Genomic DNA, 14,984 nt, shown 5'->3' on the forward strand with positions numbered 1-14,984 from the left:
AAAAAGCAGCACATTTTTTAAGTACAGGAAATAGGGAAAATGAGTCTAAGCAGATTCCAGCTACAGTTTCACCTGGAGAAACAGGCCAACATCATCAGGCAGTCACCGGCGTTTCACGCCGCCATCGTCAAACACGGGGAGTTATTGAAAGAGACCTACAAGAAACATCCGCTGTTTTACAAAATCATCTTCAGGAACAGCCGGTTCATCATTTGTTCCACCATCCTGTCCATTTATTACCATCAGCCCGCCGCCGGGCTGAAAGACATCAAAGCCTTTTTTAAAGGGAAAAATTTGATCAGCGAGAACTCCCTGGACTCCTTTCTGTTTTTTTTGCGGGTCGGGCGCCGGTTGGAGGTCAAACCCTGTGAGCATGACAAACGCCAGTTACGCTATAAGCCTACGCCGCACGCGCTGGCGGAAACCCAGGCGCTGATCGCCTCAATGGCGCGGCCTTATCAGGCGCTGGCGCCACAGATGCCCATCGCGACGCTGCTGGCGGCGCCCGGCTTTCTGTCCACCTTTTTCGCCGCCTACGGGCAACTGATGCTCAAGGAGATCTACCTGATCGACCTGGTGCAACAGTCAGGGCTGTTTATCAGCAAAGATGCCGGCCACATGGTGCTGTTGATGCTGTTTATCGAAAGCATCCGACAGGACGCCCCTTTTCTGCTGCTCTCCTCGGCCAAAATCGCCAAGTCCTGCTCCGTCTCACGCGCGCACGTGAACCGCATTCTGCAGGCGGCGGAAAAATCCGGCCTGCTGACCACCACCAATAATGTGGTAATCGAACTCAACAGTTCGTTCTTCATCATGGCGGAACGCTATTTCAGTCTCTATTTTGCGATGGTCGAATTCGGACTTGAACGGGTTTGGCAAACGCAACAATCCGCCTCGCACTCCTGAGCCCTTTACCGCGCCCGCAATACCCGATCGATCAACCCCCAGACCGCCGCTTCGTCGGCGGTCATGAAGCGATCGCGATCCAACACCCGCTCCACCTCTTCATAACTTAGGCCGCAATGTTGGGCATACAACCGAATCACCCGGTCTTTGGTGCGCTTCATCTCTTCGGCGTGGATCAAGATGTCGGAGGCCTGCCCCTGAAAGCCGCCCAGCGGCTGGTGCACGTGCAGGCTGGCATTAGGCAGCGCCATGCGGTGCCCCGGTTCGCCGGCCATCAACAGGAACGACCCCATCGAACGCGCGGTGCCCATGCACAGCGTATGCACCGGCGCGCGGATATACTGCATGGTGTCGTAAATCGCCAGCCCGCTGGTGATCGCCCCGCCCGGCGAGTTGATGTACAGGTGGATCGGTTTTTCCGGGTTTTCCGCCTCCAGAAACAGCAACTGGGCACACAGCATTTCGGCCACGTCGTCGTTGACTTCGCCGTTAAGGAACACGATCCGATCGCGCAGCAGGCGCGAATAAATATCAAAGGAACGTTCTCCCCGGCTGGTCTGTTCCACCACCATCGGGACGAGCATCATCTTCTCACGCATCGGTGAACTCCTGGGTTGGCAACAAAGAGAAATGTGTTTAACGCGTCAGGCGGCGCGCATCACCGTCGGCGGGCCATCGTTGGCGGCGTCGAGCTGGTGGATAATCCGCAGCAGGCTGCCGCCGCCGGCGTCCGGCACGATCTGCAGGGTGACGACGCTTTCGAGAAACGGCGGTTGGTCGTCGCGCAGGCGATAGCTCACCGCCTCGCCCGGCGTGGCGGCCAACGGTTCAGCCTGCGCCAAATCCCCCGTCGGCAGCCATTGCTCGCGCAATTCGGGAACGCTGAGCGCGCGCCACACTTTTTCCGGCGGCGCCTCGATCGCATACTCCAACACCAGCCGGTCGCGCGGCGGCCGCTCAGCCTGTTTGTTCATTGATCCATGTCCTTCAGCAAGGTTTGCAGCGCGTCGATGCGCGCCGGCCAGTAGGCGCGGTACTTCGCCAGCCACTGGGCGATCTGCGCCAGCCCTTCCGGGTCGACCTGGTAATTGACGCAGCGCCCCTGCTTCGTCTCGCGTACCAGTCCGGCGTTACGCAGCACCGCCAGGTGTTGTGACATCGCCGACTGGCTGATGGGCAGCCCTTCGCGCAACGCACTGGCGTTCATGCTGGCGACAGCGAGTTTGTCGAAGATGCGGCGGCGGGTCGGATCGGCCAACGCCTTGAAGATGTCATTTTCGTTCATATAAACACATTAGTATTCACTTATGTATTATGCAACCGAGCACGGCATTTTTTGCTGCAAAAGAGACTCCGCGCCGCAGCGCGGAGTGAATGGACGAGGCATGATCGCGCTTATGAACGGATCGGGATCACCAGCACGTCGATATTCAGTTGGTTGATGGCGTTGCGGGTAGAGGAAAACAGGTTGCTCCACAGATCGTGGTGATGGCCGAACACCAACAGATCGATGTTCTTGTCCACGACCGCCGTGCGCAGTTCGTCAACGAAGCCGCCGCGCCCGATAATCACTTCCGCGATCGGGTAATTGACGTTTTGCGTGGTGGGTTCCAGCTCTTTGCGGATCTTCTCTTCGAACGGCACGCCGTCATAGCTGCGTTCCGAAAAGCCGATCGCCGCGTGGTAGGTGTCGTAGTGGACGTCCACATAGATCAGCGAGAGTTTGGCCTGCAGCGCCTCCGCCAGCAACGCCCCCTTTTCGACCAGCCGTTTGCCGTCATCGCTCAGATCGGTGGCGATGACAATATGGTGGTAACACATAGCGCCTCCTGTCATGGACTCGGTTGAGCCGAGGCTCCGATATCACGCCGGGGTCATATCGTTATGATTAATTTTAGTTCAGAAATGGCGCTCATGGCGGGAGGTGATGCGGTGGGAAAGCCCCGTTGCCGGGGCTGAAGGCAGAAATTATTTCTCGCGCTGCGCCTCAAACCAGACGTTGCACAACGACAGGATCAGCGTGTTGGCGTCTTTCACCAGCACGTTATCGCCGGGCACCCCATCAGTGCCCTGATCGGTGATGCCTTTGATGACGGTATCCGCGTGCTGAATGGCCACACGCTCGACCGACGGCGTGCTGATGCCCAGCATCGGGAAATCGATATAGGAGCTGCTGCCGGCATTGTCCTCGACAAACTCCTGCGCTTCTACGGTGCTGACGGTCGCCCCTTCGCTTTTCAGCGCCGTGTCGTTCCAGCTGAACGCATCCGCCTTATAGCTGATTTTGCCGCCGATCAGGCTCTGCGCCTGTTGCTGATCCCAGCAGCCGGTGGTTTGAGTCGGCACAATTTTGCTGACGCGCCAGTTGCCCAGCAGCTGTTTAGGGATCGGTCCGGTATCGCTCTCCGCCGCCCGAACCTGAGTCGCCGAGACGCAGGCCAACACCACCAGCGGCAGCAGCGCCTTGCTCCAAGTGTTCAATCGCATTGTCTATTCCTTCGTTTCAGTACCCAGTCTGCCCTTACGGGCCAACGGCTATCATAATAAGCCCGCCGATTCGCCGTCAAAACAATCCGCACCGCGCCGGGCAGCGGCCGCTCATAGCTAATCGCTATGAGTCATAGTGAATCAGTATTTTGTTTTAGCCCAGCGATTACCTACAGTCACTGCCACTATTCTGCCCGCCAAAATTAGCAGGCAATGTTGACAAGGACCCTGGGAAAATGACATTTACGCTGAAAAACCTCACGTTGGCGCTGGCCGCCGCCGGCACGCTGCTGCTGACCGCCTGCGGCCCGACCGCACAGGACGAGCACCACATCAAGGTCGGCATCAGCGCCGGCATCGATCAGTCGCTGTGGGCGGTAGTGCAGAAGGTCGCCAAGCAAAAATACGATCTGGACGTGGAGGTGGTGACCTTCAACGATTACGTGCTGCCGAACGAAGCGCTGAACAATGGCGATCTGGACGTCAACGCCTTCCAGCACAAGCCTTACCTGGACAAGCAGATGCAGGAGCGTGGCTACAAGCTGGCGGCGGTGGGCAATACCTTCGTCTACCCGATCGCCGGGTATTCGAAGAAGATAACCGCACTCAGCCAGTTGCCGGACGGCGCGCAGGTGGCGGTGCCTAACGATCCGACCAACCTGGGCCGTTCGCTGCTGCTGTTGCAAAAACAGGGGCTGATTACCCTGAAAGACGGCGTCGGCCTGCTGCCGACCGCGCTGGATATCGTCAGCAACCCGAAAAAGCTGAAGATCGTCGAGATTGAAGCGCCGCAACTGCCGCGCGCGCTGGACGACCAACAGGTGACGCTGGCGATCATCAACACCAACTATTCCAGCCAGATTGGCCTGTCGCCAGCCAAGGACGGGCTGTTTGTCGAAGACAAAAACTCGCCTTACGTCAACATCTTCGCCAGCCGCATCGACAACAAAGACAGCGAGAAAGTGAAGGATCTGGTCAAGGCCTACCAGACCGACGAAGTGGCGGCCAGCGCCGCCGACATCTACAAAGGTGACGCCGTCAAAGGCTGGTGATCCTTTTCCCGCATGCCCGTGACGCCCGGCCACGGGCCATGCCAACCTCAGCCGCGCTGAATGGACACGCCGCCGTCCACCAGCATCGCGGTGCCGGTGACGAATGAGGAAGCGTCAGACGCCAGATACAGCGCCGCCTGCGCGATCTCCTCCGGCATCGCCAGCCGCTTCAGCGCGTGCAGATCGGCCACCTGCGCCAGCGCCTCCGGGGTATTGCTCATCTGCCGGCCCATCGCCGTGTCGGTGCCCCCCGGCAGCAGCGCGTTCACCCGAATGCCGCGCCCGCCAAACTCCACCGCCAGCGCCTGCGTCAGGCCGATCAGCCCCGATTTGCCGGCCGCATAGGCTGCCGTGCCGGGAAACGCCGCGGTGTGGCCGACGAACGTGGAGGTGAAGATCACCGAGCCCGCGCCGCGCGCCAGCATGGCGGGAATTTGATGCCTGGCGCCGTAATAGGCGCTGGACAGGTTGGTTTCCAGCACCTCGCGCCATTCTGACGCGCTGAGCGCCAGCGACGGCCCCAGCGGCCCCAAGGTGCCGGCGTTGTTGAAGGCGATATCCAGCCCGCCGAATTCGTCGACCGCCGTCGCCGTCAGCCGTTCGGCGAAGGCTTCGTCGCGCACGTCACCCACCACCGCCAATGCTCGGCCGCCCTCGCGCCGAATGTCCTCCACCAACTCGGCCAACAGCGGCGCGCGCCGGGCGCCCAACACCAGCACCGCCCCCTGCCGGGCGAACAGCAGCGCCGCCGCTTTGCCGATCCCCGAACTGGCGCCGCCGATCACCGCCACCTTGCCGTTTAATGCATTCATCGCTCATCCTCACGCGGTTTAAAGATCCTCAGTGTGAGGCAAGATCCCGCGCCGCGCTGGCCGCAAGCGGACATGTAACTGACGCCAATAAAAAAGGCGCTGCAAGCAGCGCCCCGGCAACGCGAATCTGACGGTTAACTCACGGCCTGGCCGCATACTTCTGCATCGTGGCCGGCGTCACCAGCTCGAACGGGATCCAGTAATACGGCTCGAGCTTTTCACCGTTGATCATGCGCTGCGCCACATCGACCGAGGCCTTGCCCTGGCCGACCGCGTCCTGGAACACCGTGACCTGCATCTTGCCGGAGGCCAGCGCCTTGAGGCCGTCCGGCGTGGCGTCGATGCCGCCGATCAGCACTTTCTTGTCCGCCTTGCCCGCCTGCTGCAGCGCCATGATCGCGCCGATCGCCATCTCGTCGTTGTTGGCGGCGACGATGTCGATCGCTTCGCCGTTGGTCAGCAAGTTCATCATCAGATCCATGCCTTCACTGCGTGAATAGTTGGCGCTCTGCTTCTGCACCACCTTCATTTTCGGGTACCTGGCCACCACCTGCTCCACGTCTTTGGTGCGCTGCAGCGCGCCGGCGTCGGTCAGGTTGCCGATCATCACCGCCACGTTGCCCTGATAGTTGGCCAGCCGCGCCAACTCTTCCATCTGCAGCGTGCCGGATTCCCGCTCGTCGGAGCCGACGAACACCACGCCCTGCGGCAGTTTGGCGTCGCCCGGCGTGCGGTTCACGTACACCAGCGGCACGCCGGCGGCCTGCACCATTTTGGTCATTACCGGCGTGCTGGCCGAGTTGACCGGATCGACGATAATCGCGTCCACCCCGGCGCTGATAAAACTCTGCACCTGATCGGTCTGGCGGCCGACGTCGCCGCGCGCGTCCTCGAACTGCACGGTAATGCCGCGCGCCTTGGCCTCCTTGTCGATCGCCTGGCGGATAATGGTGAGGAAGTTCTGGTCGAAATAGGCCATCGATACGCCGATGGTTTGCGCCAATGCCGGGGTGGACGCACACAGCGCCACCGCCAGCCACAGCCCTTTCAGGTAATTCATGATGTGCCCCCCGGTAAAAAAACACCGCCGGCCAACCTTGGCGCCGGCGGCAATTCACGGCAATCAGTGTTTTTTGCGGTTGCGACGCATGTCGATCGACACGGCGGCGACGATAATCACGCCTTTGATGATGTCCTGAATGTAAGAATCGACGCCGATAAAGGTGAAACCGCTTTTGATAAGGCCGAGGATCACCGCGCCGATCAGCGTGCCGGTGATGCGCCCGACGCCGCCCATCAGGCTGCTGCCGCCGATCACCGCCGCGGCGATGGCGTCCAGCTCGTACGACATCCCCATGCTCGACTGGCCGCTGCTGACGCGCGCCGCCAGCACCACGCCCGCCAGTCCCGCCAACCCGCCGGCGATGGTGTAAACCGTCACCAGATATTTGTTGACGTTGATGCCGGACACCCGCGCCGAGGTCATGTTGCCGCCGATGGCGTAGATGTATTTGCCGTAGCGGGTGTGTTTGAGCGCGATATGGAAGATCACCGCAATCACCAGGAAGATGATCACCGGCATCGCGCCCTGGCCGATTGACGTGAAGCCGTCCGACAGGAAGCTGACCGGGTTGCCCTTGGTGTAGTACTGCGCCAGACCGCGCGCCGATACCATCATCCCCAGCGTGGCGATGAACGGCGGAATGCCGGTGCGGGTGATCAGGAAGCCGTTGATAAAGCCGCAGACAATGCCCACCCCAATCCCCGCGCCGATCGGGATCGCCGCCGGCAGATCGAGCAGCCCCGGGTACATCGGCGAAATGCTGTCCGAGGTCTGCGCCAGGCTGGCCGCCACCACCGCGGTCAGCGCAATCAGCGAACCGGAGGAGAGATCGATGCCGGTGGTGATGATCACCTGGGTGACGCCCACCGCGATAATGCCGATGATCGCCACCTGCAGCACGATCAGCAGCAGGCGGTTCGGGTTCAGCAGGAACGACTGATCGCGCATGTACCAGCCGAGGATTTCGAAGATCAGCGCGATGCCGATCATCACGATGAAGATGCCGGTATCCTTCGGCATTTTGCCGCTCAGCCCGGAGAACAGCGTTCCCTTGCCCGTTGAATCGGCGGAGAGCGGCTTCTCAATCTTTACGTTACTCATGATGTTCACCCTTCGTTATTCTGAGGCCAGCGCCAGGATCTTCTCCTGGTCCGCGTCGTCTTTGTCCAAAATGCCGGTGATGCGGCCGCCGTGCATCACCATCACCCGGTCGCTCATGCCGAGGATCTCCGGCAGCTCGGAGGAGACCAAAATGATGGCGACGCCGCGGTTGGCCAGCTCGCTGATCAGGCGGTAGATTTCCGCTTTCGCCCCCACGTCGATGCCGCGCGTCGGTTCGTCGAGGATCAGAATTTTCGGCTGCGCCAGCAGCCAGCGCGCGATCAGCACCTTCTGTTGGTTGCCGCCGCTGAGGTTATTGATGATCTGATCCATGGTCGGCGTTTTGATGTTGAGTTTTTTGATCTGATCCATGCAGTCTTTGGCCATCTGCACGTGGCTGACGAAACCGTTCTTGCCGATGTATTCCGACAGGTTGACGATGCTCATGTTCTCGACCACCGACAGCACCAGAAACAGGCCGGATTTCTTGCGGTCTTCGGTGAGAAACGCCAGCCCGCTCTCGATCGCCTTCGCCGGGGAATCGACCTTCACCGCCTGGCCTTCGATAAAGATCTCGCCGCCGTCCGCCGGGTGCATGCCGAACAGGCTTTCCATCACTTCGCTGCGCCCGGCGCCCACCAGCCCGGCGACGCCGAGGATCTCGCCGCGCTTGACGCTGAACGACACGTCATGGAACCAGCCGCTGCGGCGCAGCCCCGCCACCCGCAGCACTTCCTCGCCGATATTGTTGTTGAATTTGGGGAACATCTGCGTCAGTTCGCGCCCCACCATCATGGTGATCAGCGACTGTTTGGTCAGGTTTTCGGTTTTGTCGCAGGCGATGAAGGTGCCGTCGCGGAAGATGCTCACTTCGTCGGTGATGGCGAAGATCTCGTCCATCTTGTGGCTGATATAGATGATGCCTTTGCCCTGCTCGCGCAGTTCGCGGATGATGGCGAACAGATGCACCACTTCACCTTCGGTCAGCGCCGAGGTCGGTTCGTCCATGATCAAGACGTCGGCGTTGTAGGACACCGCCTTGGCGATCTCCACCATCTGCTGGTTGGCGATGCTCAGATCACCCACCAGCGTGTCCGGCTGCAGTTTGATGTTCAGCCGCGCCAGCAGCTCGCGGGTGTTCTCGTTCAGCTGTTCGTGGTTGACGAACCCCAACCGCGCCGGCTCGCGCCCCAGCCAGATGTTTTCCGCCACCGTCATGTAAGGCACCAGGTTCAGCTCCTGGTGGATCATGGAAATGCCCGAATGCAGCGCCTGCAGCGTGTCGCTGAAGGTGACCGGCCGGCCTTTGATTTTTATCGAGCCTTCATCCGGGTGGTAGATGCCTATCAGGCATTTCATCAGCGTCGATTTGCCCGCGCCGTTTTCTCCCATCAGCGCATGCACGCTGCCGGGTTTGATTTTAATCGAGACCTTATCCAGCGCTTTGACGCCGGGGAACTGCTTGCTGATGCCTTCGGCCTCAAGAACATAAGGGTACATACCGCTTACCTCCGCACTGACCCACGTTTTCCGCCGCGCTCGCCCCACACCGGCGCCCGCGGCGGGCTTCAAGGCTTATTTCTTGTTTTTATCGGCGAATTGCTGGTAATTGGCCTGAGTGATCAGCTGGTAAGGGATCAACACGTTGCTTTCTACTTTTTCGCCTTTCACCAGTTGAACGGCGGTCTGCACCGCGCCCTCGCCCTGGCCTTTGGCGTCCTGGAACACGCTCAGCGCCAGATCGCCCTTCTTGATGAACTCCAGCGCGTCCGGCGTGCCGTCAACGCCGGCCACCAGCACGCCGGATTTTTTGGCTTGCTTCAGCGCCAAAATAGCGCCGATGGCCATTTCGTCGTTGTTGGAGGCGATGGCGTCGATCTGCTGGCCGGACAAAATCCAGTCGGTGGTGACGTCCACCGCCTCTTTGCGGAAGAACTTGGCGGTTTGCTTGTCGACTATTTTGATGCCGGGATAGTTGGCCGCCACTTCTTCCACGCCGCGAGTGCGGTCGCGCGTGGCTTCGCTCGACAGCTCGCCCATCAGGATCATCACGTTGCCCTTGCCGTTCATCAGCTTGGCCAGCGCTTCCATCTGCAGTTTGCCGGCCAGCTTGGAGTCGGATCCGACGTAGGCCATGCCGGCCGGAAGCGTCACTTCCGGCTTGCGGTTGACGAACACCAGCGGGATCTTGGCGTTCTCGGCCAGTTTGATCATCGGCTTGACGCCCTGGGTATCCACCGGGTTGAGGATGATGGCGTCGACGCCCTGGCTGACGAAGTTTTCGATTTGTTGAATTTGCTGCGCGATGTCGCCCTTGGCGTCTTCGAACTGGCCACTGACGTTGCCGTCGGCCTTCATTTTGCTTTGCATCGACTGGCGCAGAATGGTGAGGAAGTTGTCATCGAAGTAAGCCATGGAAACGCCGATCTTGATGTCTTTCGCCAACACGCTGGCCGGCAGCATGCACATCAGTACCGAGGCGGCGATCAATTTCTTCAGCTTCATGTTCGTTACCCTTTAATCGTTAGAATGAAGAGGTCTGTTGGTTGACAGCTAATGAAAAATATTTTTTACATTCAAACAACAATACGGTCGGTGTTATCCCTTTGATACGGCGAAATTACCGCGTTATTGCCGTATTAAGGCCGTGAACAAAATGGTGATCGATATCTCAAAATAGATTAAAAACAATCAATTGAAATAAACCCCTGGTGAAGCAAGCCGCGTCTTCGGCGCTTTTTTAAATGTTTATTTCATAATTTAGACTATTGAAACTTTTTAACCCAAACAAGCGAAACATGCGTTTTGGAATGGCTTATTAACAAAAACATGACACGGATCTAACAAATGAAATGAAAGCCGCCCGCGAGCGTTCCCCTTTCGTGCGCCGGCAAAAACTGCGAGCGGGCGCGCAGTTTGCGGTTTCCGCGTTTCCCGACCATCCTTACTCGGCAATAATGGACATATCCCTATCTCAGGAGGACCTGACATGCAGCTCAGCAGTAAGGTGCGGATGAACCGCCTGTTCAACAACGGCAAGTGCCTGGACGTGGCGATCGATCACGGCATCGCCAACGAACCGGATTTCTTAATCGGCCTGGAAGATATCGAACGGGTGATGGGCAACCTGATCGCCGCGCGCCCCGACGCCATTCAGGTCAACTACGGCCAGGCGGATCTGCTGCAGCGCGCGCCGCAGCGCGAAAAGCCGGCGCTGGTGCTGCGCACCGACGTCGGCAACGCCTATAACGCCGCGCGCCACCGTGAGATGTGGGCGGTGTTGCACAACCCGGAAGCGCCGATCCTGGCCGCGCTGCAAATGGACGCCGCCGCGGTGGTGGTCAACCTGTATATGATCCCGGATGAACCCGGCATTTTCCGCCAGTGCATAGAGAACATCGGCCGCCTGCGCCACGCCTGCGACCGCTACGCCATGCCGCTGATGATCGAACCGCTGGTGATGGCCCCGGCCGGCCAGGGCGCCGCCTACGGATCGCTGGGTGACGTGGAGAAGATCGTGCCGCTGGTGCGGCTGGCGCGCGAGCTGGGCGCCGACATCATCAAGGCCGATCCGACCGATCGGGTGGAAGATTTCCACCGCGTGGTTGAAGCGGCGCGCTGCCCGACGCTGGTGCGCGGCGGCGGCAAGGGTGAGCTGGGCCCGGTGCTGGAGAAATCCGCCGCGCTGATGGCGCAGGGCGCCTCCGGCATGGTCTATGGCCGCAACGTCTATCAACACAGCAACCCGTCGCAGGTGGTGCGCGCCCTGATGGCGATCATCCATCAGGGCGCCAGCGGCCAACAGGCGCTGGAGATCTACCACCAGCAGTAACCCGCTTTTGTAACTAAAATAACCCCTCGCTCCCCCGGCAGCATGCTATAACCTGCTGCCGGTAACTGCAGCTTGCCGCATTCCTCGCTAGAATACGCCGTGATATCGCCATTCGGAGAACCGCCATGCCAAAACAACGGGTGCCGCTCAAGCTGAGCACCTCCATCACGCTGATGGTGTCCGCCATCATCGCTTCGGTGCTGCTGGTGGTGTTCGCGCTGTTTTTCGTGCAGATGAGCCGCGAGGGGCAAGATCAGCTGCAGCAAAAAGCCATCGCCGTCGCCAACACGCTGGCGCTCTCCAACACCGTGATCGACGGCTTGCAGCGGCGCGATCACAGCGGCGCCATTCAGCGCTTCGCCGAGCAGGTGCGCCATCAAAACGAGCTGCTGTTCGTGGTGGTGGTGGATATGCAGGGCATCCGCTATTCGCACCCTAAACCCTGGCTGATCGGCAAGCATTTTATCGGCGACGATTTGGCGCCCGCGCTGCAAGGCAACGTCAACAGCGCCATCAACCGCGGCACGCTGGCCCCGGCGCTGCGGGTGTTCGTGCCGGTGTATGACGATCAGAAAAAACAAATCGGCGTGGTGGCGCTCGGCATCGCGCTGGACACCGTGCAGCGGGTGGTGGCGGAGAGCCGTTGGATCATCTATTGGACCATCGCCTTCGCCGCCCTGGTCGGCAGCCTGGGCACCTTTTTCCTGGTTTCTGCGCTCAAACGCATCATGCTGGGTTTCGAGCCTTACGAAATCTCCAACCTGTTCGAACAGCGCAACGCCATGCTGCAGTCGATTAAAGAAGGCGTGATCGCGGTCGATAATGAATCCCGCATCACCATCGTCAACGACGAGGCCAAGCGCCTGCTGCGCCAGAGCGGGCCGGTGGAAAACCTGCTGCTGGAAGCCGCCAGCAAGCATTGGCCGGCGCAGCTGCATCTGGCGGAGGTGCTGGCCAGCGGCGAATCGCTGCGCGATCGGCAGATCAGCTTCAACGGCAGCGAACTGCTGACCAATACCGTGCCGGTGATCGTCAACGGCCAGGTGACCGGCGCCATCGCCACCTTCCGCGACAAGACCGAGATCAGCCGCCTGCTGCAGCGGCTGAGCGGCATGGCGCACTACGCCGACGCCCTGCGGGTGCAGTCGCACGAATTTATGAACAAGCTGCATGTGATACTCGGCATGCTGCACATGAAGGCCTATCAGCAGTTGGAAAACTACATCATCAACACCGCCAGCAACTACCAGGAAGAGATCGGCGCGTTGCTGCGCAAGATCCATTCGCCGGAAGTGGCGGGCTTCTTCATCGGCAAGATCAGCCGCGCCCACGAGGCCGGCATCGAACTGACCATTGAGGAAACCAGCCTGCTGCCGGAAACCGACGATGCGGAGACCACCCACGTGCTGATCAGCGTGCTCGGCAACCTGATCGAAAACGCCATCGACGCCATCGACGGCGTTGAGGGCCACGAGATCGGCCTGAGCTTCCATCATCACGACGATCAATTACACTGTATCGTCAGCGACGACGGCCCCGGCATCGATCCGGCGATCGGCGCGCGCATCTTCGAACACGGATTTTCCACCAAGGGAACGGGACGCGGCATCGGCCTGGCGCTGATCCGCAGCAATCTGGAGAAACTGGGCGGCAGCATCGATTTCGAATCCGAACCGGGCGAGCTGACCCAATTTTTCGTGCACCTTCCCTATCAGGCCAAGAGCAGAGCCCATGATTAACGTACTGATTGTCGACGACGACCCGATGGTGGCGGAGCTGAACAAATACTACCTGAGCCAGGTCGGCGGTTTTCACTGCCAGGCGACGGTCGCCACCCTGAGCCAGGCGCGCGCCCTGCTGGCCGATGCCAGCGTCAACATCGATCTGGTGTTGCTGGATATCTACATGCAGCAGGAGAACGGGCTGGATCTGCTGCCCGGTCTGCGCGAACTCGGCGAGAAGACCGATGTGATCATCATCTCCTCCGCCAGCGACGTGAACACGGTGCAAAAAGCGCTGCACTACGGCGTGGTGGATTATCTGATCAAGCCGTTCCAGTTCAGCCGCTTCAAGGAGGCGCTGAGCCACTATCGGCAACAGTCCCAGCTCTTGGCGCAGCGCGAGTTTTCGCAGGCCGACGTCGACAGTCTGTTGCGCCGCCAGCCCGGCGGCCAGGAGAGCAAAAAGCTGCCGAAGGGCCTGACCAGCATCACCCTGAGCACGGTGTGCGAGTGGATCGAACAGCAGCACGACAGCGAATTCTCCACCGACAACCTGGCCAACGCCATTGGCATTTCGCGAGTGTCCTGCCGCAAGTACCTCATCTATCTGGCGGAGAGCGGCATCCTCGGCACCCGTATTCTGTACGGCGCCACCGGCCGACCGGTCTATCTGTATCAGCTGAAACCGGACGCGATCGCCATGCTGAAAGAGCATTGCCGCCCGGCCTAAACGACGTCGGGCGCAGAAAGCGCCCGGACGTTGAAGGTTAGAAGTTGTGCCTGTAACACTTCGCCTCGGGGTGAGGATCTTTCGAGTGTCTCCGCAGACAGCGCTGCTTTTTCTGCTGCTGTTCCAGATTCCGCTGCTGCCGCTCGGCGGTCTCAGCGGCTTCGCGCTGCTGTTCGCGTGCAATCGCCTGCTCGTTGGCCAGCGTCAGGTTATCGACATTCCACACCTTGTGGCGCAATGCGTCGCGCTTTTTCTGGTACTCCTCGGTGACTTTACTGTCCTTCGGCGCCGCCGCATGGTATTCCAGATCCACCCGCGCCTGCGCGAAGCTGGAACAACACAAGGCCACGCCGGCCAACACGATCCTTTTCATCAATGACTCCTTTTACATTACATCGCTTGACTCTGCGCACACGCTGGCTCAGCAACCGTTCGGCGATGCCGTCGGCTTTTCCTCTGAACGGGAGACGCGCTGCCCGCCGGTGACGGGCGCCTTGCCGGGCTCGATAGCGCACTCCGCCAACCGCGCCAGCTCTTCCGCATCGCGCTCCGACGGCGGCGCTTCCTCGCTTATTTCCTGCCGCAGATCCTGCGCCAGCGCTTTCAGGCGCTTTTGAAACAGCACCGGCGACACCCCTTCGCACGGCCTGTCGTAGCGCGCTGCGCCGGCGCTTTGGCTTAGCGGCGGCAACAGCAAGAGAAAGATCGCGGCCATGTTCTTCGTCATGGGCAACTCCTTTGATTACGCCGAAATAAACCGGCGGTTCCCTATAAGGAAAACGAATTGTCTGCTAACGCAATGAATGGTCAAGCCACGGCAGAATAACGCAGGAAAGGTAAACCCTCCGACAATATCGGCAGAATGCGCGCATTAATTTGGCTGAATATATTTAGCGGTTTAACGATCGAATATTTTCGACCCATCTAACGTGCCGCCAATACCGATATTCCCTTCCTGCAATACCGACGAGGCAGACTCACCCGCCATGATGCGTTGCCGCTGTTCCCGCGTGGCCGGCTGGGGCTGAGACCAGTCTGGGGACGTCGACGTCGGCTGGATCGCGCCGCAGCCGCTCAACAAAAACAACGATACCGTGGCACAATAACGCCATGTCATAGTTTTCTCCTTAAAGGAAATAAAATACCCGCAGCCGGCGGCAAGGGTAAATAAAAAATGACTTTCTTTAGTTTAATAACCGCCGTTATTTCACCTTCCGACCGCCGATGTTAACCACTCGGTTCCTCTGTTAACCCGAAATAAACATTTTCGCTTAGCCAGC

18 protein-coding genes are annotated in these 14,984 nt (G+C 59.7%); 5 read left to right on the top strand and 13 right to left on the bottom strand.

Features of this window, described 5'->3' with window-relative positions:
- Positions 1 to 39 precede the first annotated feature (39 nt).
- Positions 40 to 906: a hypothetical protein gene (locus ACMGGK_RS13565; protein WP_016928118.1), complete on the top strand. Its 867-nt coding sequence runs from the start codon at positions 40 to 42 to the stop codon at positions 904 to 906.
- A gap of 5 nt (positions 907 to 911) precedes the next feature.
- Here the strand turns inward: ACMGGK_RS13565 and ACMGGK_RS13570 are convergent, their stop codons facing one another.
- The 5 genes from ACMGGK_RS13570 to ACMGGK_RS13590 form a co-directional block, all read right to left on the bottom strand.
- Positions 912 to 1,505 (bottom strand): ATP-dependent Clp protease proteolytic subunit, encoded by a 594-nt coding sequence (locus ACMGGK_RS13570; protein ID WP_016928119.1) that lies wholly within the window; start codon positions 1,503 to 1,505, stop codon positions 912 to 914.
- Positions 1,506 to 1,550: 45 nt separating this feature from the next.
- A complete protein-coding gene (locus tag ACMGGK_RS13575) occupies positions 1,551 to 1,880 on the bottom strand; it encodes an SRPBCC family protein (RefSeq protein ID WP_016928120.1) in 330 nt (109 codons plus the stop codon).
- Entirely contained in the window at positions 1,877 to 2,191 is a 315-nt protein-coding gene (locus ACMGGK_RS13580) for an ArsR/SmtB family transcription factor (RefSeq protein WP_016928121.1), read from the bottom strand. Before ACMGGK_RS13580 ends, ACMGGK_RS13575 begins: the two co-directional genes overlap by 4 nt.
- A 110-nt stretch (positions 2,192 to 2,301) precedes the next feature.
- Positions 2,302 to 2,727: a universal stress protein gene (locus ACMGGK_RS13585; RefSeq protein ID WP_015377548.1), complete on the bottom strand. Its 426-nt coding sequence runs from the start codon at positions 2,725 to 2,727 to the stop codon at positions 2,302 to 2,304.
- Between the two features lie 147 nt (positions 2,728 to 2,874).
- Positions 2,875 to 3,393: a hypothetical protein gene (locus ACMGGK_RS13590; RefSeq protein ID WP_016928122.1), complete on the bottom strand. Its 519-nt coding sequence runs from the start codon at positions 3,391 to 3,393 to the stop codon at positions 2,875 to 2,877.
- A 236-nt stretch (positions 3,394 to 3,629) separates the two neighbouring features.
- Here ACMGGK_RS13590 and metQ point away from each other — a divergent pair, with 236 nt between their 5' ends.
- Positions 3,630 to 4,445: a methionine ABC transporter substrate-binding lipoprotein MetQ gene (gene metQ, locus ACMGGK_RS13595; protein ID WP_016928123.1), complete on the top strand. Its 816-nt coding sequence runs from the start codon at positions 3,630 to 3,632 to the stop codon at positions 4,443 to 4,445.
- A gap of 47 nt (positions 4,446 to 4,492) precedes the next feature.
- Here the strand turns inward: metQ and ACMGGK_RS13600 are convergent, their stop codons facing one another.
- The 5 genes from ACMGGK_RS13600 to ACMGGK_RS13620 form a co-directional block, all read right to left on the bottom strand.
- Complete coding sequence (locus tag ACMGGK_RS13600; RefSeq protein WP_143778887.1) at positions 4,493 to 5,257, bottom strand: SDR family oxidoreductase; 765 nt, start codon at positions 5,255 to 5,257, stop codon at positions 4,493 to 4,495.
- A gap of 139 nt (positions 5,258 to 5,396) precedes the next feature.
- A complete protein-coding gene (locus tag ACMGGK_RS13605) occupies positions 5,397 to 6,317 on the bottom strand; it encodes a sugar ABC transporter substrate-binding protein (protein ID WP_420276954.1) in 921 nt (306 codons plus the stop codon).
- 63 nt (positions 6,318 to 6,380) lie between these two features.
- Positions 6,381 to 7,421: an ABC transporter permease gene (locus tag ACMGGK_RS13610; RefSeq protein WP_025160279.1), complete on the bottom strand. Its 1,041-nt coding sequence runs from the start codon at positions 7,419 to 7,421 to the stop codon at positions 6,381 to 6,383.
- A gap of 15 nt (positions 7,422 to 7,436) precedes the next feature.
- Positions 7,437 to 8,921: a sugar ABC transporter ATP-binding protein gene (locus ACMGGK_RS13615; protein WP_033640651.1), complete on the bottom strand. Its 1,485-nt coding sequence runs from the start codon at positions 8,919 to 8,921 to the stop codon at positions 7,437 to 7,439.
- 75 nt (positions 8,922 to 8,996) lie between these two features.
- The gene (locus tag ACMGGK_RS13620; protein ID WP_176063347.1) at positions 8,997 to 9,926 is read right to left on the bottom strand and encodes a sugar ABC transporter substrate-binding protein; all 930 of its coding nucleotides are present in this window, start codon (positions 9,924 to 9,926) and stop codon (positions 8,997 to 8,999) included.
- A gap of 484 nt (positions 9,927 to 10,410) precedes the next feature.
- Here ACMGGK_RS13620 and ACMGGK_RS13625 point away from each other — a divergent pair, with 484 nt between their 5' ends.
- The 3 genes from ACMGGK_RS13625 (at position 10,411) to dcuR (ending at position 13,704) form a co-directional block, all read left to right on the top strand.
- Positions 10,411 to 11,253 carry a class I fructose-bisphosphate aldolase gene (locus ACMGGK_RS13625; RefSeq protein ID WP_261267251.1) on the top strand — a complete coding sequence of 281 codons (843 nt, stop codon included), beginning with the start codon at positions 10,411 to 10,413 and terminating at the stop codon, positions 11,251 to 11,253.
- A 125-nt stretch (positions 11,254 to 11,378) separates the two neighbouring features.
- Positions 11,379 to 12,992 (top strand): sensor histidine kinase, encoded by a 1,614-nt coding sequence (locus tag ACMGGK_RS13630; protein ID WP_420276955.1) that lies wholly within the window; start codon positions 11,379 to 11,381, stop codon positions 12,990 to 12,992.
- Entirely contained in the window at positions 12,985 to 13,704 is a 720-nt protein-coding gene (gene dcuR / locus ACMGGK_RS13635) for a two-component system response regulator DcuR (RefSeq protein ID WP_016928130.1), read from the top strand. Before ACMGGK_RS13630 ends, dcuR begins: the two co-directional genes overlap by 8 nt.
- A 37-nt stretch (positions 13,705 to 13,741) precedes the next feature.
- On the opposite strand, the gene ACMGGK_RS13640 is transcribed toward dcuR, so the two are convergent.
- From ACMGGK_RS13640 to ACMGGK_RS13650, 3 genes are all read right to left on the bottom strand, one after another.
- Positions 13,742 to 14,077 (bottom strand): hypothetical protein, encoded by a 336-nt coding sequence (locus tag ACMGGK_RS13640; RefSeq protein ID WP_016928131.1) that lies wholly within the window; start codon positions 14,075 to 14,077, stop codon positions 13,742 to 13,744.
- 48 nt (positions 14,078 to 14,125) lie between these two features.
- Positions 14,126 to 14,431 (bottom strand): hypothetical protein, encoded by a 306-nt coding sequence (locus tag ACMGGK_RS13645; protein ID WP_049300680.1) that lies wholly within the window; start codon positions 14,429 to 14,431, stop codon positions 14,126 to 14,128.
- 171 nt (positions 14,432 to 14,602) lie between these two features.
- Entirely contained in the window at positions 14,603 to 14,821 is a 219-nt protein-coding gene (locus ACMGGK_RS13650; protein ID WP_049300683.1) for a hypothetical protein, read from the bottom strand.
- Positions 14,822 to 14,984 lie beyond the last annotated feature (163 nt).

Source organism: Serratia sp. BNK-33-b, assembly GCF_048684565.1.
Classification (GTDB): domain Bacteria; phylum Pseudomonadota; class Gammaproteobacteria; order Enterobacterales; family Enterobacteriaceae; genus Serratia; species Serratia marcescens.

Bases quoted from the DNA above. Each gene is read 5' to 3' on its own strand.
- metQ (WP_016928123.1), top strand. From the start codon at position 3,630: ATGACATTTACGCTGAAAAACCTCACGTTGGCGCTGGCCGCCGCCGGC.
- ACMGGK_RS13640 (WP_016928131.1), bottom strand. From the start codon at position 14,077: ATGAAAAGGATCGTGTTGGCCGGCGTGGCCTTGTGTTGTTCCAGCTTC.
- ACMGGK_RS13570 (WP_016928119.1), bottom strand. From the start codon at position 1,505: ATGCGTGAGAAGATGATGCTCGTCCCGATGGTGGTGGAACAGACCAGC.
- ACMGGK_RS13650 (WP_049300683.1), bottom strand. From the start codon at position 14,821: ATGACATGGCGTTATTGTGCCACGGTATCGTTGTTTTTGTTGAGCGGC.
- ACMGGK_RS13615 (WP_033640651.1), bottom strand. From the start codon at position 8,921: ATGTACCCTTATGTTCTTGAGGCCGAAGGCATCAGCAAGCAGTTCCCC.
- dcuR (WP_016928130.1), top strand. From the start codon at position 12,985: ATGATTAACGTACTGATTGTCGACGACGACCCGATGGTGGCGGAGCTG.
- ACMGGK_RS13590 (WP_016928122.1), bottom strand. From the start codon at position 3,393: ATGCGATTGAACACTTGGAGCAAGGCGCTGCTGCCGCTGGTGGTGTTG.
- ACMGGK_RS13625 (WP_261267251.1), top strand. From the start codon at position 10,411: ATGCAGCTCAGCAGTAAGGTGCGGATGAACCGCCTGTTCAACAACGGC.
- ACMGGK_RS13645 (WP_049300680.1), bottom strand. From the start codon at position 14,431: ATGACGAAGAACATGGCCGCGATCTTTCTCTTGCTGTTGCCGCCGCTA.
- ACMGGK_RS13620 (WP_176063347.1), bottom strand. From the start codon at position 9,926: ATGAAGCTGAAGAAATTGATCGCCGCCTCGGTACTGATGTGCATGCTG.
- ACMGGK_RS13630 (WP_420276955.1), top strand. From the start codon at position 11,379: ATGCCAAAACAACGGGTGCCGCTCAAGCTGAGCACCTCCATCACGCTG.
- ACMGGK_RS13600 (WP_143778887.1), bottom strand. From the start codon at position 5,257: ATGAATGCATTAAACGGCAAGGTGGCGGTGATCGGCGGCGCCAGTTCG.
- ACMGGK_RS13605 (WP_420276954.1), bottom strand. From the start codon at position 6,317: ATGAATTACCTGAAAGGGCTGTGGCTGGCGGTGGCGCTGTGTGCGTCC.
- ACMGGK_RS13580 (WP_016928121.1), bottom strand. From the start codon at position 2,191: ATGAACGAAAATGACATCTTCAAGGCGTTGGCCGATCCGACCCGCCGC.
- ACMGGK_RS13610 (WP_025160279.1), bottom strand. From the start codon at position 7,421: ATGAGTAACGTAAAGATTGAGAAGCCGCTCTCCGCCGATTCAACGGGC.
- ACMGGK_RS13585 (WP_015377548.1), bottom strand. From the start codon at position 2,727: ATGTGTTACCACCATATTGTCATCGCCACCGATCTGAGCGATGACGGC.
- ACMGGK_RS13575 (WP_016928120.1), bottom strand. From the start codon at position 1,880: ATGAACAAACAGGCTGAGCGGCCGCCGCGCGACCGGCTGGTGTTGGAG.
- ACMGGK_RS13565 (WP_016928118.1), top strand. From the start codon at position 40: ATGAGTCTAAGCAGATTCCAGCTACAGTTTCACCTGGAGAAACAGGCC.